Raw genomic sequence first — 17435 nt, 5'->3', positions numbered from 1 at the left:
CGCGATGCTGAACCTCGCCGAATACCGCCAGCGCCCGGCCTTGCTTGCCGACTGGCTGCCCTGGGCCGGGCTGGTCGCACCGGGCGTCGTCTTGAACAAGGACGGCAGTTTCCAGCGCACGGCCCGGTTTCGCGGGCCTGACCTCGACAGCGCGACGCAAGGCGAATTGATCGCCACGTCGGCACGCCTGAACAACGCACTGCGCCGGCTCGGCTCGGGCTGGGCGTTGTTCATCGAGGCCGAGCGCCACGCCGCTGCCGACTATCCGCGTTCGGAGTTTTCCGAGCCGCTGTCGTGGCTGGTGGAAGAAGAACGTCGGGCCGCTTTCGAGGAGTCGCGCAATCACTTCGAGAGCGGCCATCACCTGACGCTGGTGTACCTGCCGCCGGAGGAGTCCCGTGCCCGTGCAGCCAAGATGCTCTACGAGAACACGCCGACGAACGGCGTGGACTGGCGAGAGCGGCTGCAAGCCTTCGTCGCGGAAACGGATCGCGTCTTTGACCTGCTCGACGGCGTGATGCCGGAGATCGCCTGGCTTGATGACAGCCAGACGCTGACCTACCTGCACGCGACCATCTCGACGCGGCGCTATCGCGTGGGCGTGCCCGAAGTGCCGTTCCACATCGACGCGCTGCTGACCGACTCCGCGCTGGTCGGCGGCCTGGCGCCCATGCTGGGCGATCAGCACCTGCGGGTAGTGTCGGTGCGGGGCTTCCCGACCTCGACCTGGCCGGGGATTCTGGACGACCTCAACCGCTTGGGCTTTGCGTACCGCTGGAGCACGCGCTTTCTCTGCCTCGACAAAACCGAGGCGGAAAAAGAACTTTCCCGCCTGCGCCGCCAGTGGTTCGCCAAGCGCAAGAACGTCATCGCGCTGCTGCGCGAAACGATCTTCCAGCAGGAAAGCCCGCTGGTCGATACCGACGCCAACAACAAGGCCGCCGACGCCGACGCCGCCTTGCAGGAACTGGGCAGCGATCAAGTCGCCTTCGGCTATCTGACGGTGACGGTCGCCGTCATGGACGAGGACGCCGCCGTGGCCGACGAGAAGCTGCGCATGGTGGAGCGCGTCATCCAGGGCCGGGGCTTCGTGACCATCCCCGAAACGCTCAACGCGGTGGATGCGTGGCTTTCGTCCATTCCGGGCAACGCCTACGCCAACGTGCGTCAGCCCATCGTCTCGACGCTGAACCTGGCGCACCTGATGCCGTTGTCAGCGGTATGGGCCGGGCCGGAGAAGAACGACCACCTCGACGGCCCCCCGCTGATCGTCACGCGCACCGACGGCGCTACGCCGTTCCGGCTGGTAACGCACATCGGTGACGTAGGCCACACGCTGGTCGCGGGGCCGACCGGCATGGGCAAGTCGGTCTTGCTCGCCACGCTGGCGATGCAGTTCCGCCGCTATCGCGGCTCGCGCATCTTCGCCTTCGACATGGGCCGCTCCATGCGGGCCACGATCCTCGGGTTGGGCGGCGAGCACTACGACCTCGGGATGGATGGCGAAATCGCCTTTCAGCCATTGGCCCGCATCGACCGCGAGAGCTACCGCGCCTGGGCCGCCGAATGGATCGAAGGCCGCTTGCTGCACGAAGGCGTAGCAGTCGGACCCGACGAGAAGGCGGCCATCTGGTCGGCGCTGGGCAGTCTCTCCGGTGCTCCGGTGGAGCAGCGCACGATGACGGGGCTTTCCGTGCTGCTGCAATCGAACACGCTGCGGCAGGCGCTGTCGCCTTATGTGCTGGGTGGCGCCCACGGCAAGCTGCTGGACTCCGACCATGACCGGCTGGGCATGGCCGACGTGCAGTGCTTCGAAATGGAGGAACTGATGCATAGCAAGGCCGCCGTCATGGCCGTGCTGCATTACCTCTTTGCGCGCTTCGATGAACGCTTCGACGGTGCGCCCACGCTGCTGATCCTCGATGAAGCGTGGCTGTTCCTCGATGACCCGGTGTTTGCCGCGCGTATCCGCCAGTGGCTCAAGACACTGCGCAAGAAGAACGTCAGCGTCATCTTCGCCACGCAGAGCCTTGCCGACATCAAGGATTCGAGCATCGCGCCCGCGATCATCGAGAGCTGCGCGAGTCGGATTTTCTTGCCCAACCCGCAGGCCACCGAGCCGCAGATTCGCACGATCTACGAGGGCTTCGGCCTCAACCGGCGGCAGATCGAAATCGTCGCCACCGCGCAGCCCAAGCGCGACTACTACTACCAATCCCGCCTCGGCAACCGCCTGTTCGACCTCGACCTGGGGCAGGCGGCGCTGGCGTTTGCGGGCGCGTCCACGCCGCAGGACCAGCGGGACATAGACCGCGTACTGCTGGACGCCGGCGTGCCCGGCTTCGCGGGCGCCTGGCTGCGTCATTGCGGCCTCGATTGGGCGGCCGACCTGCTGCCCTCGTTCCCCGGCCTTGGGCCGGGTTCCTTCCGTACTGCTGACTACTCACAGGAGAACAAGCTATGAAATCGCATAGTCCCAAGCTCGCCGCGCTGACCGCTGCATGTGTGCTCGCCTTCGGCATCGCACAGCCCGCTCACGCGCTGTTCGGCGTCGGTGACATCGTGCTCGACCCGACCAACCTGGTGCAGAACACGCTGACGGCCGTTCGTACCCTGGAGCAGATCAACAACCAGATCCAGCAGCTCCAAAACGAAGCCCAGATGCTCATCAACCAGGCACGCAACCTAGCCAGCCTGCCGTCCAACGTGGTGGGCCAGTTGCGAGCGAACCTAGCGACCACCCAGCGGCTGATCGCGCAGGCCGAGGGCTTGGCCTACGACGTGACAAGCATCGACCGAGAGTTCGCGCGTCTATATCCCGAGAAGTACGCCACCACGGTGAGCGGCAATCAGATGTACCTCGATGCGCAGGAGCATTGGAGGAACACGCTCAACGGCTTGCAGACCAGCATGCAGATGCAGGCCCAGGTGTCGCAGAACCTGGGCGAAGACGAAAGCGTGCTGGCCGATCTTGTGGGCAAGAGCCAGTCGGCCCAGGGCGCGTTACAGGCGATGCAGGCCATGAACCAGTTGCTGGCCTTGCAGGCCAAGCAGTCGATCCAGTCGCAGCGGCTCCAGATCACGCAAGACCGTGCGGCGTCACTGGAGCTGGCGCGGCAGGCCGCAGCCACGGAGCGCGCCCGCGAAGTTCGGCGGCGTTTCATGGGCGATGGCACGCCGTACACGCCGCAGCGCGTGGATTTCTACGGCAACTGACGGGAGGCCGCCATGCGATGCGTCCTCGTCCTGTGTGCCGCGCTGCTGGCCGCTTGCGGCGAGCAGCCGGCCGACAACCTTGCCGATGCCCTGGCCGCCGATCCCGTGCGGCTGAAGGCATTGCGCGCGCAATGCGCGGCCCATCCACAACAGGTCATGCAGGCCACGGGCGAGGAAGCTTGCCGCGCCGCCGCCGAAGCCTTCCGGCGGCGCTTCTTTTCCGGCGAGGCCGGGCCGGATGAATACCAGACGCTGGCCGACCTACCGCCGATCCCGCCCAGCTTCGAGGAACCGGCCGATGGCATCGCGCCGGCCTTGCCTGCCGCACCGGAGAACACGCCATGAATGACGTGACCATCATCGACCAGTTCCTCAACACCTTCGCCACCTACATCGACTCGGGTTTCGGGCTGCTGCGCGTCGAAGTGGCGTTCCTCACGGCCACGCTGATCGTCATCGACATGACGATCGCCGGGCTGTATTGGGCCATGAGCCACGCGACCGGCCAGGGCGAGGACGTGATCGCCAAGCTGCTGCGCAAGGTGCTCTACGTCGGCGCCTTCGCCTACATCCTCAACAACTTCAACTGGCTGGCCAGCATCGTGTTCCGCTCGTTCGCGGGGCTGGGCATCACCGCCACCGGCTCGGCCATCACGATGGAGAACTTCTTGCAGCCGGGCCGGCTGGCGAAAACCGGCATCGACGCCGGGGCGCCGATTCTGGAGCAGATCGGCGAGATGGCGGGCTTTCCCGAAGTGTTCGTGAACCTCGATCCCATCGTGGTGATGTTCCTCGCGTGGCTGGTCGTGGTCTTGTGCTTCTTCGTGCTGGCGATCCAACTGTTCATCACGCTGATCGAGTTCAAGCTGACCACGCTCGCCGGATTCGTGCTGGTGCCGTTCGCGCTCTGGAACAAGACCGCGTTCCTCGCCGAAAAGGTCTTGGGCAACGTGGTGGCCTCCGGCGTCAAGGTGCTGGTGCTGGCCGTGATCGTCGGTATCGGCTCGGGCTTGTTCGCTCAGTTCCAAGTCCATCCCGCCGAGCCGTCCATCGACCACGCGCTGGTCATCATGCTGGCCTCGCTCACTTTGCTGGCGCTCGGGATCTTCGGCCCCAGCATCGCCACGGGCCTCGTGTCCGGTGCGCCGCAGCTCGGAGCGGGCGCAATGGCTGGTGCTGCTGTCGGCGCTGCCGGCACGGCCGTCGCCGTCGGCGCTGCCGCGACGGGCGTGGGTGGCGCCGTGGCTGCTGGTGCGCGCATGGCCCCGGCTGCCGCCAAGCTGGCCGGTAGCGGTGCGCGCGCCGCCGCCTCGACGGCCAGCAGCGCACGGTCGGCGTTCCAGGCCGGGTCCTCTGCCGCAGGCGGTGGCGCAAAGGGCGCGATGGCGGGCCTGGGCAACGTCGCCAAGACCGGCGCGCAGTCCGCCGGACGCGCGGCTGCATCCCGTGCATCCGCTGCCGGGCAGCGGATGGCCGCTCCGTTCCGTGCTGGCTGGAATGGCTCGACGGCCGGCGCTGGCGCGTCAACCGGCCAAGCCTCCGCAGGAGAAGCCCCCGCAGGCGGCGCCGCTGCACAGAAGCCGGAACAACCCGCCTGGGCCAAGCGGCTGCATCGCCGCCAGCAGCTCACCCACGCCGCGACCACCACCGCGCACACGTTGCGCGGCGGTGACGGTGGCGGCTCGGGACAAGGCCCGAGTCTGCGCGGCTCCGACGACTAAAGCGATCCATAAGGAGAACTGACCATGCGATTCAGAAAACCGCAGGTGCGCTATGCCGACACGCCGCAGCCTGCCACGCCATACCACGCCGCTGGCCAGGTGTGGGACGACCGTATCGGCTCGCCGCGCGTGCAGGCGAAGAACTGGCGCCTGATGGCCTTCGGCTGCCTGACGCTCGCGCTGTTGATTGCCGGCGGCCTGGTGTGGCGCTCGGCGCAGTCCTTCGTGACGCCCTACGTTGTGGAGGTGGACAACGCAGGCCAGGTGCGCGCCGTGGGCGAGGCCGCCACGCCGTACCGGCCCAACGATGCACAGACGGCGCACCACATCGCGCGCTTCGTGACGCTGGTGCGCTCGCTGTCCATCGACCCCATCGTCGTTCGCCAGAACTGGCTCGACGCCTACGACTACACGACCGACAAGGGTGCGGCCGTGCTCAACGACTACGCACGGGTCAACGATCCGTTCGCGCGCATCGGTAAGGAGTCGGTGACGGTGCAGATCACCAGCGTCGTGCGCGCCAGCGACACGTCTTTCAACGTGCGCTGGACGGAGCGCCGCTACGTCAACGGCGCCGCGACGGGCCTGGAGAGGTGGACGGCCGTGGTGTCCATCGTGCTCCAGCCGCCACGCACCGAAGAACGCCTGCGCAAGAACCCCTTGGGCATCTACGTCAACGGCCTGTCGTGGAGCCGCGAACTGGATTCTTCCGAAGGAGCCAAGCCATGAGTGATCTTTTCCGTAAAGCCGCTTTGCCGGTGATCTTGCTTGCATCGACTGTTCTGTCCACGGGCTGCGCCACGCAGGGCAAACCACCGCCAACCATCTCGCTCGATGAGCCGGTGCAGGCCCAGCCGCTGCCAGAGCCGCCGGTGCCGGTGGAGGTGGTGGCCGTGCCCGAGGTGCTGCCGTTGCCGGCGCAGTTGAAGCCGTTGCCCGAAGCCGAGGACGCCAAGCCCACGCCGGAGCCAGCCGACGAGAAGGTGCGCGTCTCACGGGCCAATGCCGATGCGCGCGTCGCACCCACGCGCGAGGGCTACGTCAACGCAATTCAGGTGTGGCCCTTCACCGATGGCGCGCTGTATCAGGTCTATGCGGCCGTGGGCCGCGTGACCGTGGTTTCGCTCCAGCTGGGCGAGGAACTGGTGACGGTCGCCGCCGGCGATACCGTGCGCTGGATCGTGGGCGACACGTCCAGCGGCAGCGGTGCCGAGTTGCGCGTGAACGTGCTCGTTAAGCCGATCCGCTCGGGCCTCAAGACCAATCTTGTCATCACCACCAGCCGCAGGACGTACCTGTTGGAGCTGGCCTCGACGGAAAAGACGTGGATGGCGTCGGTGTCCTGGGAGTATCCGCGCGACCGGATGCTGGCCTTGCAGCGCCAGGCGCAGGCGGCCAGCGCAGCCGCGCCGGTGGATTCCGGCTTGTCGTTGGAAAACCTGCGTTTCCGCTACGCGATCAGCGGCAGCAATCCTTCGTGGAAGCCGCTGCGTGCATTCGACGACGGGCAGAAGGTCTATATCCAATTCCCCGCCGGCATCGCGCAAGGCGAGCTGCCGCCGCTGTTCGTGATCGGGCCGGAAGGCGGCGGGCAACTGGTCAATTACCGCTTCCGCTCGCCGTACTACATCGTGGATCGGCTGTTCGGCGCCGCCGAACTGCGCCTGGGCGGTGACAAGGGCGATGTAGTGCGGATCGAGCGCACGGATGGCTTGGCACGGAGGAACTGACCATGAGCCAGGACGACACCCTTGACCGTGCCACGCCTTCGACGGGCAAGGTCGCGCCCGAGGCGGTGGCACTGCGCGCCCAGCCGCGCCCGGTCACTCGCCTGAACCGGCGCACGCTGGCCATCCTCGTCGGCGGCTTGTCGGTCGCCATGCTCGGAGCCACGATCTGGTCGCTGCAACCGCAGCGGCGGGGGGCCAACGAGCAGACCGAGCTTTACAACGTCGATCGCGTCTCGAAGTCCGAAGGGCTGGATGGCCTGCCGGCCGACTACTCGAAACTGCCGCCGAAGGTGCCCGAGCTGAGGCCGCCACTACCGGGCGATCTTGGCCCGGCCATCGTGAACTCGCAGCAGCCGGTGACGCCGGCCTATACGCCGCCGGGTCACGATCCCGAGGATGCCTTGCGCAAGGAGGCTGATGCGGCGGCGGCTTCGTCGGTGTTCTTCCGCTCGGGCGGCCAGGGCCAGGCCGCCGCCACGGTGGCGCAGGCGGCGCCGGGGGCGCCTGGCGCTGCCAGCGCGCTCGCGGCCTTCGACCCACTCGCTGCCGGGCCGGCCTCGGTGGCTGCGCAGCCAGCCGACCCGACCGCCGTGCAGAACCGGCAAGACCAGAAAGAGGCATTCCTGAAAAGCGGCGCTACGGAAACCCGCAATTCCGGCAACCTGGCGCTGCCGGCATCGCCTTATCAGGTGATGGCGGGCACGGTGATCGCCGGCGCGCTGGTGACAGGTATCAAGTCGGACTTACCCGGCGACGTGATCGCCACGGTGACGGAGCCGGTCTTTGACACGGCCACGGGCAAGTTCCTGCTGATCCCGCAGGGATCGCGCATCCTCGGCCGTTACAACAGCCAGGTCAGCTACGGGCAGAGCCGCGTGCAGGTGGTATGGAACCGGGTCATCCTGCCCGACACGTCCTCGCTGACGCTCGACAACCTCGTGGGCACCGACCCGGCCGGCTACGCCGGCCTGGAAGACGACGTGGACTGGCATTGGGATCGCATCGTCGCGGGCGCTGTGCTGACGACGCTGCTGGGCGTGGGCGCCGAGCTGGCCGCGCCGGAGAACCGCCAGGACGGCAACCGCATCGTCATCGCCGGGCGTGACAGCGCCCAAGACAGCATCAATCAGGTCGGCCAGGAGATCACCCGACGCAACATGAACATCCAGCCGACGCTGACCGAGCGGCCGGGCCTGCCGGTGCGGATCATCGTCAACCGGGATCTGGTGCTGCGGCCGTACCAGCCCTTGTTCTTCAACCGGGGATTCAACCGGGGAGCTTCGCAATGAGCACGACCAAGAAGCTGCGGCTCGGGCCGCTTCCCAAGACCGAGAGCGTCAAGCTGACCTTCACGTGCCCGGCCAGCCTGAAAGCCGACCTCGACCGCTACGCCGCGCTGCACGCGCAGGCATATGGCGAGGCCGTAGATGCAACGACGTTGATCCCGCACATGCTGGAGGCGTTCATGGCGGGGGATCGGGGATTCAGGAAGGGCACGGCGACCCGGAGCGCGCCATCGAAGCCGACATGATCGCTTCGCAATCCAACGGCACCCATTGAACGCGCAGCCCCAGGCTGCGCGTTCTTCATTCTGGATGCCGCCAAGCCCCTTGGGCTATGATGATGCGACAGGCCCGCCGTTACTCGGCAATCCAGCACGACGCAGTGCGATGCGGCTTTCTCCCTCGACGCTCTTATGTGGCTCCTAGCCGACGAAGCCGTGGTTCTGCAACGCGGCCCCGAAAAGAGCTAACCTACTGTCCCATATACGGTTCAAGCCCTACGTGCTTTGCGCGCAAGGCTTGACACCGGCACTTTTTTGTGCCTGCGCCGGCCTCAACCGTAACGACGCACCGATGGCGCGCGGCGGTTGCGAAACAGCGTCCAGTACACCGCTGCCGAGGTCATGACGCCCACCAGCAGCAACGACGGGATGATGGCCTGGGCGTTGGACAGCATCGCCTGCCAGATATGGCCGTCCGGGTAGCCGCCATGGATGGTGTACCCGTAACTGGCGGACAGCACGCGGACATGCTGTTCGGAGTGATCGGGCAGCACGTCGTCGAAGGTGCTGCCCTCGCTCCACAGGTAATCGTCACCGAACTGCAGCACCAGATTGGCGCTGGCCTTTACCCGCTGCATCGTGGCTTGCAGGGTCTTGGCGTCGACCAGGGCCAGCACGCCGAGCGGGTACTCCTGCAGGCGGTAATACAGGATGGCCGAGTCCGGGGTCACATCGTTGCCCGGCTCCAGGCGCAGGCGCTGGTTGAAGAAGCTGCCCGGGTCGACCAGCAGCTGGTATTCGCCGTGCACCGTGCTGCAGTAGGCCCGGTTCTCGCGCACCAGCACCAGCGAGCGCAGCTCGGGGCGCATCACCACTTCGGTACGCAGGCTGGGCAGGGCCCGCGGGCAGGGGAAGTCCGCCAGGTTGAGCACCTTGTTGCTGGCATTGTGCAGCGAGTCGAGGATGCGATCGATGTCCTGCTGGGTGTGCTGGATCGAGACCAGGGTCGACTCGGCCAGCATCTTTTCCACCTGCCAGCTCATGATCAACAGGCCGCACCCCACAGGGGTCAGGCCGATCAACAGGATGACCAGCAGTTCCAGCAGCACACGGCCAGCGCGAAATTTGTGACGGGGCATGATTCACCTATGTTGACAGAGCGGGCCGCAGGGGCGCGCGGGCATCTTGAGCGGATGCCGTTCAGCATAAGTGAGGGGCGTAGTTTGCCCTTGTAAGACGCGACGACATTGGCCGTGCTATTCGTCGACGCTCCGGGGGGCTAGCCTGCCTTCGATGCGGCCAGTACTGCCAGCACCTGGCGTGCGACAGCGGCCGAGGAGGCGGGGTTCTGCCCGGTGATCAGGCGCCCCTCGCGCTGGTCGCGCACCACGTATTCCTGCCAGGGGTCCTCGGCCTTGCTGTACAGGCCACCGCGCGCGGCCAGTTCGTTCTCGGTCAGAAACGGCACCACCTTGTCCAGTTCGACCAGTTGTTCCTCGACGTTGGAGAACCCGGTAACCTCGCGGTCCTTGAGCAGCAGGGTGTTGTCACTGAGCTTGATGTTGAGCAGGCCGACCGCGCCATGGCACACCGAGGCCACCACGCCGCCGGCCTCGAAGATCTGGCGCGCCAGGCCCTGCAATGCCGTGTTGTCGGGGAAGTCCCAGATCACCCCGTGGCCGCCGGTGAAATAGATCGCGTGGTAGTCCTGCGCCTTGACCTGGTCAGGGGCCAGGGTGGCGCCCAGGCGGTTCATGAACGCCTTGTCGTCGTACCACTGCCAATCCAGGTCCGGGGCCATGCTTAGGCTGTGCGGGTCGATCGGCACGTAGCCGCCGGCGGGGCTCACATAGTCCACCTTGTAGCCGGCCTTCTCGATCACCGCAACGAAGTGCACGGCTTCGCCCAGCCACAGCCCGGTGGCGCGCTTGAGGCTCGGATACCTGGCGGTATTGGTCAGCACTACCAGTACTTTCTTGCTCATTGCAGCGTTCCTCTGGTGATCGGGCGCGGGGAGGGGTGGGGCGAAGCAAACCTATAGAGCATAGTCGCGGCCGCAAAACCCGCCATCGCCCAGGGCGTTGTGCTAGTTTCCACCCATACAGCCGCTGTCACAGGAGTCACCGTCATCATGTCCACACACACCGATCCGTTCATGCAGGCCGCCATCGACGAAGCGCGGAAGAGCCTGGCAGAAGGTGGCATTCCCATCGGCTCGGTGATCGTGCACCAGGGCAGGATCATCGGACGCGGCCACAACCGCCGGGTGCAACAGGGCAGCGCGATACTGCATGGTGAAATGAGCGCGCTCGAAGATGCCGGGCGCCAGCCGGCCAGCGTGTACGCCGACGCCACCCTCTATACCACCCTGTCACCCTGCGCCATGTGCAGCGGCGCCATCCTGCTGTACGGCATCAAGCAGGTGGTGATCGGCGAGCACCACACCTTCCTGGGCGAGGAGGCCCTGCTGCAGAGCCGTGGCGTGAACCTGCAGGTGCTGCATGACGCCACCTGCACCGGCCTGATGCGCAGATTCATCGAGGACCACCCCCAGCTCTGGAACGAAGATATCGGCGAGCAGTCCGAGCCTTGAGCCCCAAGGAAGCGCACCCGATCATGCACACCCCCCACTCTGAAGCGGCCCCGAACCTGTCGGGCGGCATGAGCGATGCGGTACGCCAGTTCGACTGGAGCCGCACCGCCCTGGGGCCGGCGCCGCAATGGCAGGCTTCGCTGCGCATCGCCGTGGACATGCTGCTGGCTTCCAAGTTTCCGGGTTGCCTGGTGTGGGGCCCCGAGCTGATCAGCATCCACAACGACGCGTTCGTGCCCTTGCTCGGCGCCAAGCCGGCGCCGCTGGGCAAGCCGCTGAGCGTGATCTGGAGCGACGTGTGGGACGATATCAGCGCCCTGGCGCAGCGGGCCTACGCCGGCGAAGCGGTGTTCATGGAAAACTTCGCGCTCGATACCGACCGCAACGGGGATGTGGAGCGGGCGTACTTCACCTTCTGCTACAGCCCGGTGCGCGACGAGTCCGGCCAGGTGGCGGGCTTTCTGAACACCGTGTTCGAAACCACCGAGACGGTCAGAAACGAGCAAGTGTGGCGCGAACGCGCCGATGCCTTCGAACAGAAGATCATGGAGCAGACCGCAGACCACGAACGCATCTGGGAGCTGTCCAGCGACATCATGATGCTGGTGCGCGAAGACCTGCAGATCTACGCCATCAATGCCTGCGGTCGCGAGCTGCTGGGCTGGGACGATTCGTTCATCGGCAGGCCGGTGCTGGAGCTGTGCCATGTCGACGACCGGCCGGGCATCGAAGCGGTGCACCAGCAACTGCGGGCCGGGCAGACCGTGCAGGGCTTCAAGTGCCGCTACCGTCACCGTGACGGCCATTACCGCTGGTTCAACTGGTCGATCGTGCCCAGCACCGGCATCTATACCGCCATCGGCCACGACATCACCCTGGACCAGGAGCGCGCCGCGGCCCTGGTGCAAGCCGAGGAACTGCTGCGCCAGAGCCAGAAGATGGACGCCGTGGGCCAGTTGACCGCCGGCATGGCGCACGACTTCAACAACCTGCTGACCGGCATCAGCGGCAGCCTGGAAATGATCGAGCGGCGTATCGGCAGTGGCCAGCTGGACGGCCTGGATCGCTACATCGCCGCCGCCAAGGAGGCGTCCCAGCGCGCGGCGGTGCTCACCCACCGCCTGCTGGCATTCGCCCGGCGCCAGCCCCTCGACCCGCGCCCGGCAGACCTCAATGCCCTGGTGCACGGCATGGACGCCCTGATCCGCCAGACCCTGGGCCCGGACATCGCCCTGCAGCTGAAGGTCGAGCCGCAGCTGTGGCGCACCCTGGTGGACGCCAACCAGCTGGAAAACGCCTTGCTCAACCTATGCATCAACGCACGCGATGCGATGCGCGCCGGCGGGCGCCTGACCATCAGTACCGGCAATGAACGCTACGATGCCCGGGTCGCAGGCAGGGACGGCCTGCCCCCTGGCGACTACTGCTCGCTGACGGTCGAGGACGACGGCCAGGGCATGAGCCCCCAGGTGATGGAGCGCGCCTTCGAACCCTTCTTCACCACCAAGCCCGTGGGCCAGGGCACCGGCCTGGGCCTGTCGATGGTGTACGGTTTCGTGCGTCAGTCGGGCGGGCGGGTGTGGATCGAGGCGTCCGATACCGGCGGCACCCGCATCAGGCTGGTGCTACCACGCTACTGTGGCGCCGACAGCCAGTCTGCGGCCAGCGTACCGGTGCCGGCCAAGGCCAGCGTGCCGGGCAAGGGGCGGATCCTGCTGATCGATGACGAACCGACCCTGCGCATGCTGATCAAGGAGGTGCTGCAACAGGAAGGCTACGACGTGATCGAGGCCGTGGATGGCCGTTCAGGCCTGGCGGCGTGCCTGGCCGGCCCCCCGGTCGACCTGCTGATCACCGACATCGGCCTGCCCGGCGGTTTCAGTGGGCGCCAGGTGGCCAGCGAGGTGCGCCGGCACAACCCGCAGCAGAACATACTGTTCATCACCGGCTACACCGACGAAGCCATCGCCCAGCGTGACACCCTCGAGGCGGGGGTGGAACTGCTGACCAAGCCGTTCCCGCTGGACCGCCTGCAGCGCAAGGTCAAGGCCATGCTTCAGCGCGCCGAGTCGCGCGGGCCGGGGGCCGGCACGCCGGCGCCCTGACTGGCCACGCGCTCCAGCAGCAGGTAGACGACGCAGGCCACCAGCAGCGGCAGCAGAAAGTACAGTACGCGGTAGGCAATCAGCGCCGCCAGCAGGGTGCCCTTGGCGTACTGGCCCTGCAGCAGGGTGATGAACACCGTCTCCAGCACCCCCAGGCCTGCCGGAATATGCGTGATCACCCCGGCAATGCTGCTGATCATCAGCACCCCGACGATGCTCGGGTAGCCCGCCTTGTCCGGCAGCAGGGTGTAGATCACCAGCCCCATCAGCAGCCAGTTGCATGCCCCCATGACGGCCTGCAGCAGTGCCAGGCGGATACCCGGCAGCGTGAGCACCTGCCCGCGCACCTGCCAGCTGCGGCGCCTGGCGAACGCGCAGGCGCCCAGGTAGGCCGCAGCGGCCAGCAGCATCAGCACACCGATCACGCGCAGCCCGCCGGTGCCGATCTCCATCCCCGCCGGCAGGCGCGGCAGGCCACAGGCGAACAGGCTGCCGGCCACCAGCAGGTAGCCCAGCCAGTTGGTCACCAGGCCCAGCCCGAGCAGGCGGCTGATGGTCGGTACATCCAGGCCCAGGCGCGAATACAGGCGATAGCGCAGGGCAACCCCGCCCACCCAGGCACTGAGGTTCAGGTTGAACGCGTAGCACACGAAGGCCAGCGGCACGACCTGGCGCGCCGGCAGCTGGTGGCCGGTGTAGCGCCGCCCCAGCAGGTCATAGCAGCTGAACAGCACGAAGCTGCACGCCGCAATCGCCCCGCCCAGCAGCAACACCCCGGGCGGGTAGGACACCAGGGCGTGAAGCACCTCGCCCCAGTCCTGGTTGCGCAGCAACATGAACAGCAATGTCGGTATCAGGATGAAGAACGCCAGGGTCAGGGCCCGGCGCGCCCATTGCCAGTGTGTGCCGGAAAGCTTCATGACAGCGGCTCCTGGAGCGCCGCTGGCGGCTGCAGCGGCTTGAGCCGGGGCTGGTGCGCAGGCAGCCAGCCGACGATGGCCGGGAACAGGCGGGTGAAGTGGAACGCCATGAAGATCAGCGGTGCGCGCCACCAGTAGCCGCGCAGCACCCGTTGCAGGGTCACCGGCTTGCATTGGCTGTGGGCCAGCGCCTGCAGGTGCTCGCCCAGCAGCTGGTTGAAGGCCTGGTCGCGGATCACCAGGTTGGCCTCGAGGTTCAGCGACAGGCTCAGCGGGTCGAGGTTGCTCGACCCCACCGTGGACCACTCGCGGTCCACCACCGCGACCTTGCCGTGCAGCGGGCGCTCGCAGTACTCGTGAATGCGCACGCCGTCGCGCAGCAGGTAGTTGTAGAGCATGCGCGAGCACAGCCGCACCAGCGGCATGTCGGGCATGCCCTGCAGGATCAGGGTGACGTCCACGCCACGCCGGGCCGCATTGCGCAGGGCCCGCAGCATCCGGTAGCCGGGGAAGAAGTACGCATTGGCGATGATGATCCGTTCGCGCGCGGTGACGATGGCGCGCATGTAGTGCTGCTCGATATCGGTGGGGTGCTCGGCGTTGTCGCGGATGCACAGGCACATGCGCGCCTGCACGCTGTCGGCACTGATCGGCGGTGCCCGGCGCCACCAGCCCCGGGGCCGCACAGGGCGGGCGCGCTGGGCGTCGAGCAGGGTCAGGGTGGCCTGCTGCAGGTCGGCCACGATCGGCCCCCGTACCCGCACGGCGTAGTCCTGCTTGGCCATCGGCCCGAAGTCGGCCAGGTGGTCGGCGCTGTAGTTGATGCCGCCGACAAAGGCAGTGTGCCCGTCGATCACCAGGATCTTGCGGTGCAGGCGGCGGAACAGGTTGGTGCGCAGCCCCAGCCGCCGCGGGCTCGGGTCGAACGCCTGCAGGTGCACACCGGCCTGGCTCAGCGCCAGCAGAAAGGCGTTGCTCAGGTCGGCGGTGCCATAACCGTCCACCAGCACCTCCACCTGCACGCCGCGTTGCGCTGCCTCGATCAATACCTGTTGCAGCTGCTTGCCGACCTTGTCTTCGAAAATGATGAAGGTCTCCAGCAGCACCTGCTCCCTGGCATTGGCAATCGCCTCGAAGGCGGCCGGGAAGTACGCCTCGCCATTGATCAGCAATTGCACCTCGTTATCCTCGCGCCAGTCGGCCTTCATAGCAGTACCTCCACGAACAGCGGCAAGTGGTCTGACAGGTGCGACCAGGGTTTGCGCCCCATCACCCGGGGTTGCCGGGCCTGGGCGTTGCGCACATAGATACGGTCCAGGCACAGCAGCGGCCAGCGCGCCGGAAAGCTGCGTGCGGGGCGCCCGTGGGCCTGGGTGAACACCTCCACCAGGCCGCAGCCGGCCAGGTGCTGGTCGGCGCGCTGGCGCCAGTCATTGAAGTCGCCCGCCACGATCACCGGCGCTTCGGCGGGCAGGCTTTCCAGCAGCCGGCACAGCAGGCGCAACTGCTTGACGCGCTGGCGCTCATCCAGCCCCAGGTGCGCGCACACGGTATGCAGCGGGCGCTGGCCGGGTACATCGAGCACGGCGTGGAGCAGGCCGCGGCGCTCGCTGCCGGTCACGCTCACATCGAGGTTTTCGTAATGCCGGATGGCGAACTTGGACAGCAGCGCATTGCCGTGCTCGCCGTCCGGGTACACCGCGTTGCGCCCGTAGGCGTACTGCGGCCACAGGCTGTCGGCCAGGAACTCGTACTGCGGCACGTGGGACCAGTCTGGGTGGCGGCTGGCATGGCCACGGTGGCTGCCCAGCACCTCCTGCAGAAACACCAGGTCGGCGTCCTGGCTGCGCACGGCCTCGCGCAGCTCGGGCAGCACATAACGCCGGTTGAACGCGCTGAAGCCCTTGTGCACATTCACCGTAAGCACCCGCACGGCGTGCTCGGTGACCTGCCGGCCGGCCACCGGCGGGGGCTGGGGCAGGCTCATGGGAGGTTGCCCGGGCCGAGCATCTGCGCCACCTTGCGCGTCAGCTGGGTGAACTTGAATGGCTTGTTGATCATCTGCATGCCCGGGTCGAGAAAGCCCCGGCACGAGGTGGCGTTTTCGGCATAGCCGGTGATGAACAGCACCTTCAGCCCCGGGCGCAGCTTGCGCGCGATCTCCGCCAGCTGACGCCCGTTCATCCCCGGCAGCCCCACATCGCTGATCAGCAGGTCGATCGGCCGGTCGGAGCGCAGAACCGACAGTGCCAGGCTGGCGTCGGCCACCTCGCAGCACTGGTAGCCCTGCTCGGCGAGGGTCTCGTGGACCAGCTGGCGCACCGTGTGGTCGTCCTCCACGATCAGCACGCGGTTGCTGCCATTGGCCTCCGGCGGCGGGCCGGGGGCGGGCGCTGGCGCGCCCTGTACATCCCCCACATGCCGCGGCAGGTAGAGCTCGACCTGGGTGCCATGGCCGATGCTGCTGTACAGCGCCACGTGCCCCTGGGACTGGCGACTGAAGCCATACACCATCGACAGGCCCAGCCCCGTGCCCTGGCCGATGGGCTTGGTGGTGAAGAAGGGGTCGAAGGCGCGGTCCACGCTGCTTTGCGGCATGCCGCAGCCGTTGTCGTGCACGCTCAACAGTACATAGTCGCCGCTGGCCAGCGGATGCCCGCCAGGCAACGGCTTGCCCTGGCGACGGTTGCCGGCGTGGATGCGCAGCTCACCGCCGTTGGGCATGGCATCACGGGCGTTGCTCAGCAGGTTGTCGATGGCTTCGCGCAACTGCTGCGCGTCCACCTCGATGTGCCACAGGTCGGCGTCGAGGCTGACCTGCAGGTCGATCTGCGGGGTCAGCAGGGCGCGCAGCTGGTCGCCGTCCAGCAGGCTGGCCAGGCTGACCGGGCCCGCATCCAGCGGCTGACGGCTGGAGAATGCCAGCAGCCGATGGGTCATGCTGGCGGCGCGCTGCACCGCCCCCAGGCTCATGTCGATAAGCTTGGGCAGGTCTTCCTGGCGGCCCTGGGCAAGGCGCCGGCGGATCAGCTCCACGCTGCCGCCGATGCCGGTAAGCAGGTTGTTGAAGTCGTGGGCCACACCGCCGGCCAACTGGCCGATGGCTTCCATCTTCTGCGTGTGGCGCAGCTGTTGTTCGTCTTCGCGCAGGTGGCGCAGTTGCTCTTCCACCCGCTGCTCCAGGTCCTGCAGGCGGGCCGCGCTGTACTGGGCCTGGTACTGGCGACGGCGGGCGCGCAGCGAAGCGTGGGTCAGGGCCAGCAGGCCGCTGGGCTGGAACGGGCATGCCAGCAGGAACAGGTTGCCCAGCGCCGTGTGCAGGTCGGCGTCCGGCGCCCGGGCCGGGCTGGTCAGCAGCACCACCGGCAGGTCCGACCAGGCGGGCTGGGTACGCAGGTAGTTGTGCACGGGCGACTGCACGAAGCCGCCCAGGGACTCGTCGGCGATGATGGCCAGCCCCGCGCCCTGGCCCAGGGCATCGGCCATCTCGTCCAGGTCGCGGGTGGCCAGCGCTTGTATGCCGGCTTCGTCGAACAGGTTCAGCGCCAGGCGGCTGAGGGTGGGCGGGGCAAGTATCAGTGCGCGTTCGCCGTTTGGCACCGAATTGTTCACGGGCGATCTCCTTTGATAACGCACAGCCAGGCGA

16 protein-coding genes are annotated in these 17435 nt (G+C 67.1%); 10 read left to right on the top strand and 6 right to left on the bottom strand.

Features of this window, described 5'->3' with window-relative positions:
- Window positions 1-4: 4 nt before the first annotated feature.
- From trbE to KH389_RS14700, 8 genes are read left to right on the top strand one after another with little or no spacing between them, the layout of a single operon-like run.
- Entirely contained in the window at window positions 5-2464 is a 2460-nt protein-coding gene (gene trbE, locus KH389_RS14735; RefSeq protein ID WP_213605736.1) for a conjugal transfer protein TrbE, read from the top strand.
- On the top strand, window positions 2461-3216 hold the full coding sequence (gene trbJ / locus KH389_RS14730; protein ID WP_213605735.1) for a P-type conjugative transfer protein TrbJ: 756 nt from the start codon (window positions 2461-2463) through the stop codon (window positions 3214-3216). Before trbE ends, trbJ begins: the two co-directional genes overlap by 4 nt.
- A gap of 12 nt (window positions 3217-3228) precedes the next feature.
- The gene (locus tag KH389_RS14725) at window positions 3229-3561 is read left to right on the top strand and encodes a hypothetical protein (protein WP_213605734.1); all 333 of its coding nucleotides are present in this window, start codon (window positions 3229-3231) and stop codon (window positions 3559-3561) included.
- Window positions 3558-4937, top strand: coding sequence for a P-type conjugative transfer protein TrbL (trbL, locus tag KH389_RS14720; RefSeq protein WP_213605733.1), 1380 nt, complete (start codon window positions 3558-3560; stop codon window positions 4935-4937). Before KH389_RS14725 ends, trbL begins: the two co-directional genes overlap by 4 nt.
- Before the next feature lie 24 nt (window positions 4938-4961).
- On the top strand, window positions 4962-5666 hold the full coding sequence (gene trbF, locus KH389_RS14715) for a conjugal transfer protein TrbF (protein ID WP_213605732.1): 705 nt from the start codon (window positions 4962-4964) through the stop codon (window positions 5664-5666).
- Entirely contained in the window at window positions 5663-6667 is a 1005-nt protein-coding gene (trbG, locus tag KH389_RS14710) for a P-type conjugative transfer protein TrbG (RefSeq protein WP_213605731.1), read from the top strand. The genes trbF and trbG overlap by 4 nt, the downstream gene beginning before the upstream one ends.
- A gap of 2 nt (window positions 6668-6669) precedes the next feature.
- Window positions 6670-7956, top strand: a complete 1287-nt coding sequence (locus KH389_RS14705) for a TraB/TrbI/VirB10 family type IV secretion system protein (protein WP_213605730.1) — start codon at window positions 6670-6672, stop codon at window positions 7954-7956.
- A complete protein-coding gene (locus KH389_RS14700; RefSeq protein WP_213605729.1) occupies window positions 7953-8198 on the top strand; it encodes a DUF2274 domain-containing protein in 246 nt (81 codons plus the stop codon). Before KH389_RS14705 ends, KH389_RS14700 begins: the two co-directional genes overlap by 4 nt.
- A 305-nt stretch (window positions 8199-8503) precedes the next feature.
- Here the strand turns inward: KH389_RS14700 and KH389_RS14695 are convergent, their stop codons facing one another.
- A complete protein-coding gene (locus tag KH389_RS14695) occupies window positions 8504-9310 on the bottom strand; it encodes a CSS-motif domain-containing protein (RefSeq protein ID WP_043862927.1) in 807 nt (268 codons plus the stop codon).
- 140 nt (window positions 9311-9450) lie between these two features.
- A complete protein-coding gene (locus KH389_RS14690; protein WP_043862926.1) occupies window positions 9451-10155 on the bottom strand; it encodes a type 1 glutamine amidotransferase domain-containing protein in 705 nt (234 codons plus the stop codon).
- A 147-nt stretch (window positions 10156-10302) separates the two neighbouring features.
- On the opposite strand from KH389_RS14690, the gene KH389_RS14685 reads away from it, so the two are divergent.
- Together KH389_RS14685 and KH389_RS14680 are read left to right on the top strand one after the other, a co-directional pair.
- Window positions 10303-10764 carry a nucleoside deaminase gene (locus KH389_RS14685; RefSeq protein WP_238596426.1) on the top strand — a complete coding sequence of 154 codons (462 nt, stop codon included), beginning with the start codon at window positions 10303-10305 and terminating at the stop codon, window positions 10762-10764.
- Between the two features lie 23 nt (window positions 10765-10787).
- Window positions 10788-12869 carry an ATP-binding protein gene (locus KH389_RS14680; protein WP_058540719.1) on the top strand — a complete coding sequence of 694 codons (2082 nt, stop codon included), beginning with the start codon at window positions 10788-10790 and terminating at the stop codon, window positions 12867-12869.
- On the opposite strand, the gene KH389_RS14675 is transcribed toward KH389_RS14680, so the two are convergent.
- From KH389_RS14675 to KH389_RS14660, 4 genes are read right to left on the bottom strand one after another with little or no spacing between them, the layout of a single operon-like run.
- Entirely contained in the window at window positions 12821-13789 is a 969-nt protein-coding gene (locus KH389_RS14675; protein WP_213605728.1) for a lysylphosphatidylglycerol synthase domain-containing protein, read from the bottom strand. The genes KH389_RS14680 and KH389_RS14675 overlap by 49 nt on opposite strands.
- Window positions 13786-14997, bottom strand: a complete 1212-nt coding sequence (gene clsB / locus KH389_RS14670; RefSeq protein ID WP_054915377.1) for a cardiolipin synthase ClsB — start codon at window positions 14995-14997, stop codon at window positions 13786-13788. Before clsB ends, KH389_RS14675 begins: the two co-directional genes overlap by 4 nt.
- Entirely contained in the window at window positions 14994-15776 is a 783-nt protein-coding gene (locus tag KH389_RS14665) for an endonuclease/exonuclease/phosphatase family protein (protein ID WP_054915376.1), read from the bottom strand. Before KH389_RS14665 ends, clsB begins: the two co-directional genes overlap by 4 nt.
- Window positions 15773-17401 (bottom strand): response regulator, encoded by a 1629-nt coding sequence (locus KH389_RS14660; RefSeq protein ID WP_054915375.1) that lies wholly within the window; start codon window positions 17399-17401, stop codon window positions 15773-15775. The genes KH389_RS14665 and KH389_RS14660 overlap by 4 nt, the downstream gene beginning before the upstream one ends.
- Window positions 17402-17435: the final 34 nt, after the last annotated feature.

The sequence above is a fragment of the Pseudomonas qingdaonensis genome, from assembly GCF_018398475.1.
In the GTDB taxonomy this organism is placed as follows: Bacteria; Pseudomonadota; Gammaproteobacteria; order Pseudomonadales; family Pseudomonadaceae; genus Aquipseudomonas; species Aquipseudomonas palmensis.
Note: the sequence above shows the minus strand (reverse complement) of the source record. Positions and strands in the feature narration are given on the sequence as shown.

Coding starts and splice junctions, on each gene's coding strand:
- trbE (WP_213605736.1), top strand. CDS start 5: ATGCTGAACCTCGCCGAATACCGCCAGCGCCCGGCCTTGCTTGCCGAC.
- trbJ (WP_213605735.1), top strand. CDS start 2,461: ATGAAATCGCATAGTCCCAAGCTCGCCGCGCTGACCGCTGCATGTGTG.
- KH389_RS14725 (WP_213605734.1), top strand. CDS start 3,229: ATGCGATGCGTCCTCGTCCTGTGTGCCGCGCTGCTGGCCGCTTGCGGC.
- trbL (WP_213605733.1), top strand. CDS start 3,558: ATGAATGACGTGACCATCATCGACCAGTTCCTCAACACCTTCGCCACC.
- trbF (WP_213605732.1), top strand. CDS start 4,962: ATGCGATTCAGAAAACCGCAGGTGCGCTATGCCGACACGCCGCAGCCT.
- trbG (WP_213605731.1), top strand. CDS start 5,663: ATGAGTGATCTTTTCCGTAAAGCCGCTTTGCCGGTGATCTTGCTTGCA.
- KH389_RS14705 (WP_213605730.1), top strand. CDS start 6,670: ATGAGCCAGGACGACACCCTTGACCGTGCCACGCCTTCGACGGGCAAG.
- KH389_RS14700 (WP_213605729.1), top strand. CDS start 7,953: ATGAGCACGACCAAGAAGCTGCGGCTCGGGCCGCTTCCCAAGACCGAG.
- KH389_RS14695 (WP_043862927.1), bottom strand. CDS start 9,310: ATGCCCCGTCACAAATTTCGCGCTGGCCGTGTGCTGCTGGAACTGCTG.
- KH389_RS14690 (WP_043862926.1), bottom strand. CDS start 10,155: ATGAGCAAGAAAGTACTGGTAGTGCTGACCAATACCGCCAGGTATCCG.
- KH389_RS14685 (WP_238596426.1), top strand. CDS start 10,303: ATGTCCACACACACCGATCCGTTCATGCAGGCCGCCATCGACGAAGCG.
- KH389_RS14680 (WP_058540719.1), top strand. CDS start 10,788: ATGCACACCCCCCACTCTGAAGCGGCCCCGAACCTGTCGGGCGGCATG.
- KH389_RS14675 (WP_213605728.1), bottom strand. CDS start 13,789: ATGAAGCTTTCCGGCACACACTGGCAATGGGCGCGCCGGGCCCTGACC.
- clsB (WP_054915377.1), bottom strand. CDS start 14,997: ATGAAGGCCGACTGGCGCGAGGATAACGAGGTGCAATTGCTGATCAAT.
- KH389_RS14665 (WP_054915376.1), bottom strand. CDS start 15,776: ATGAGCCTGCCCCAGCCCCCGCCGGTGGCCGGCCGGCAGGTCACCGAG.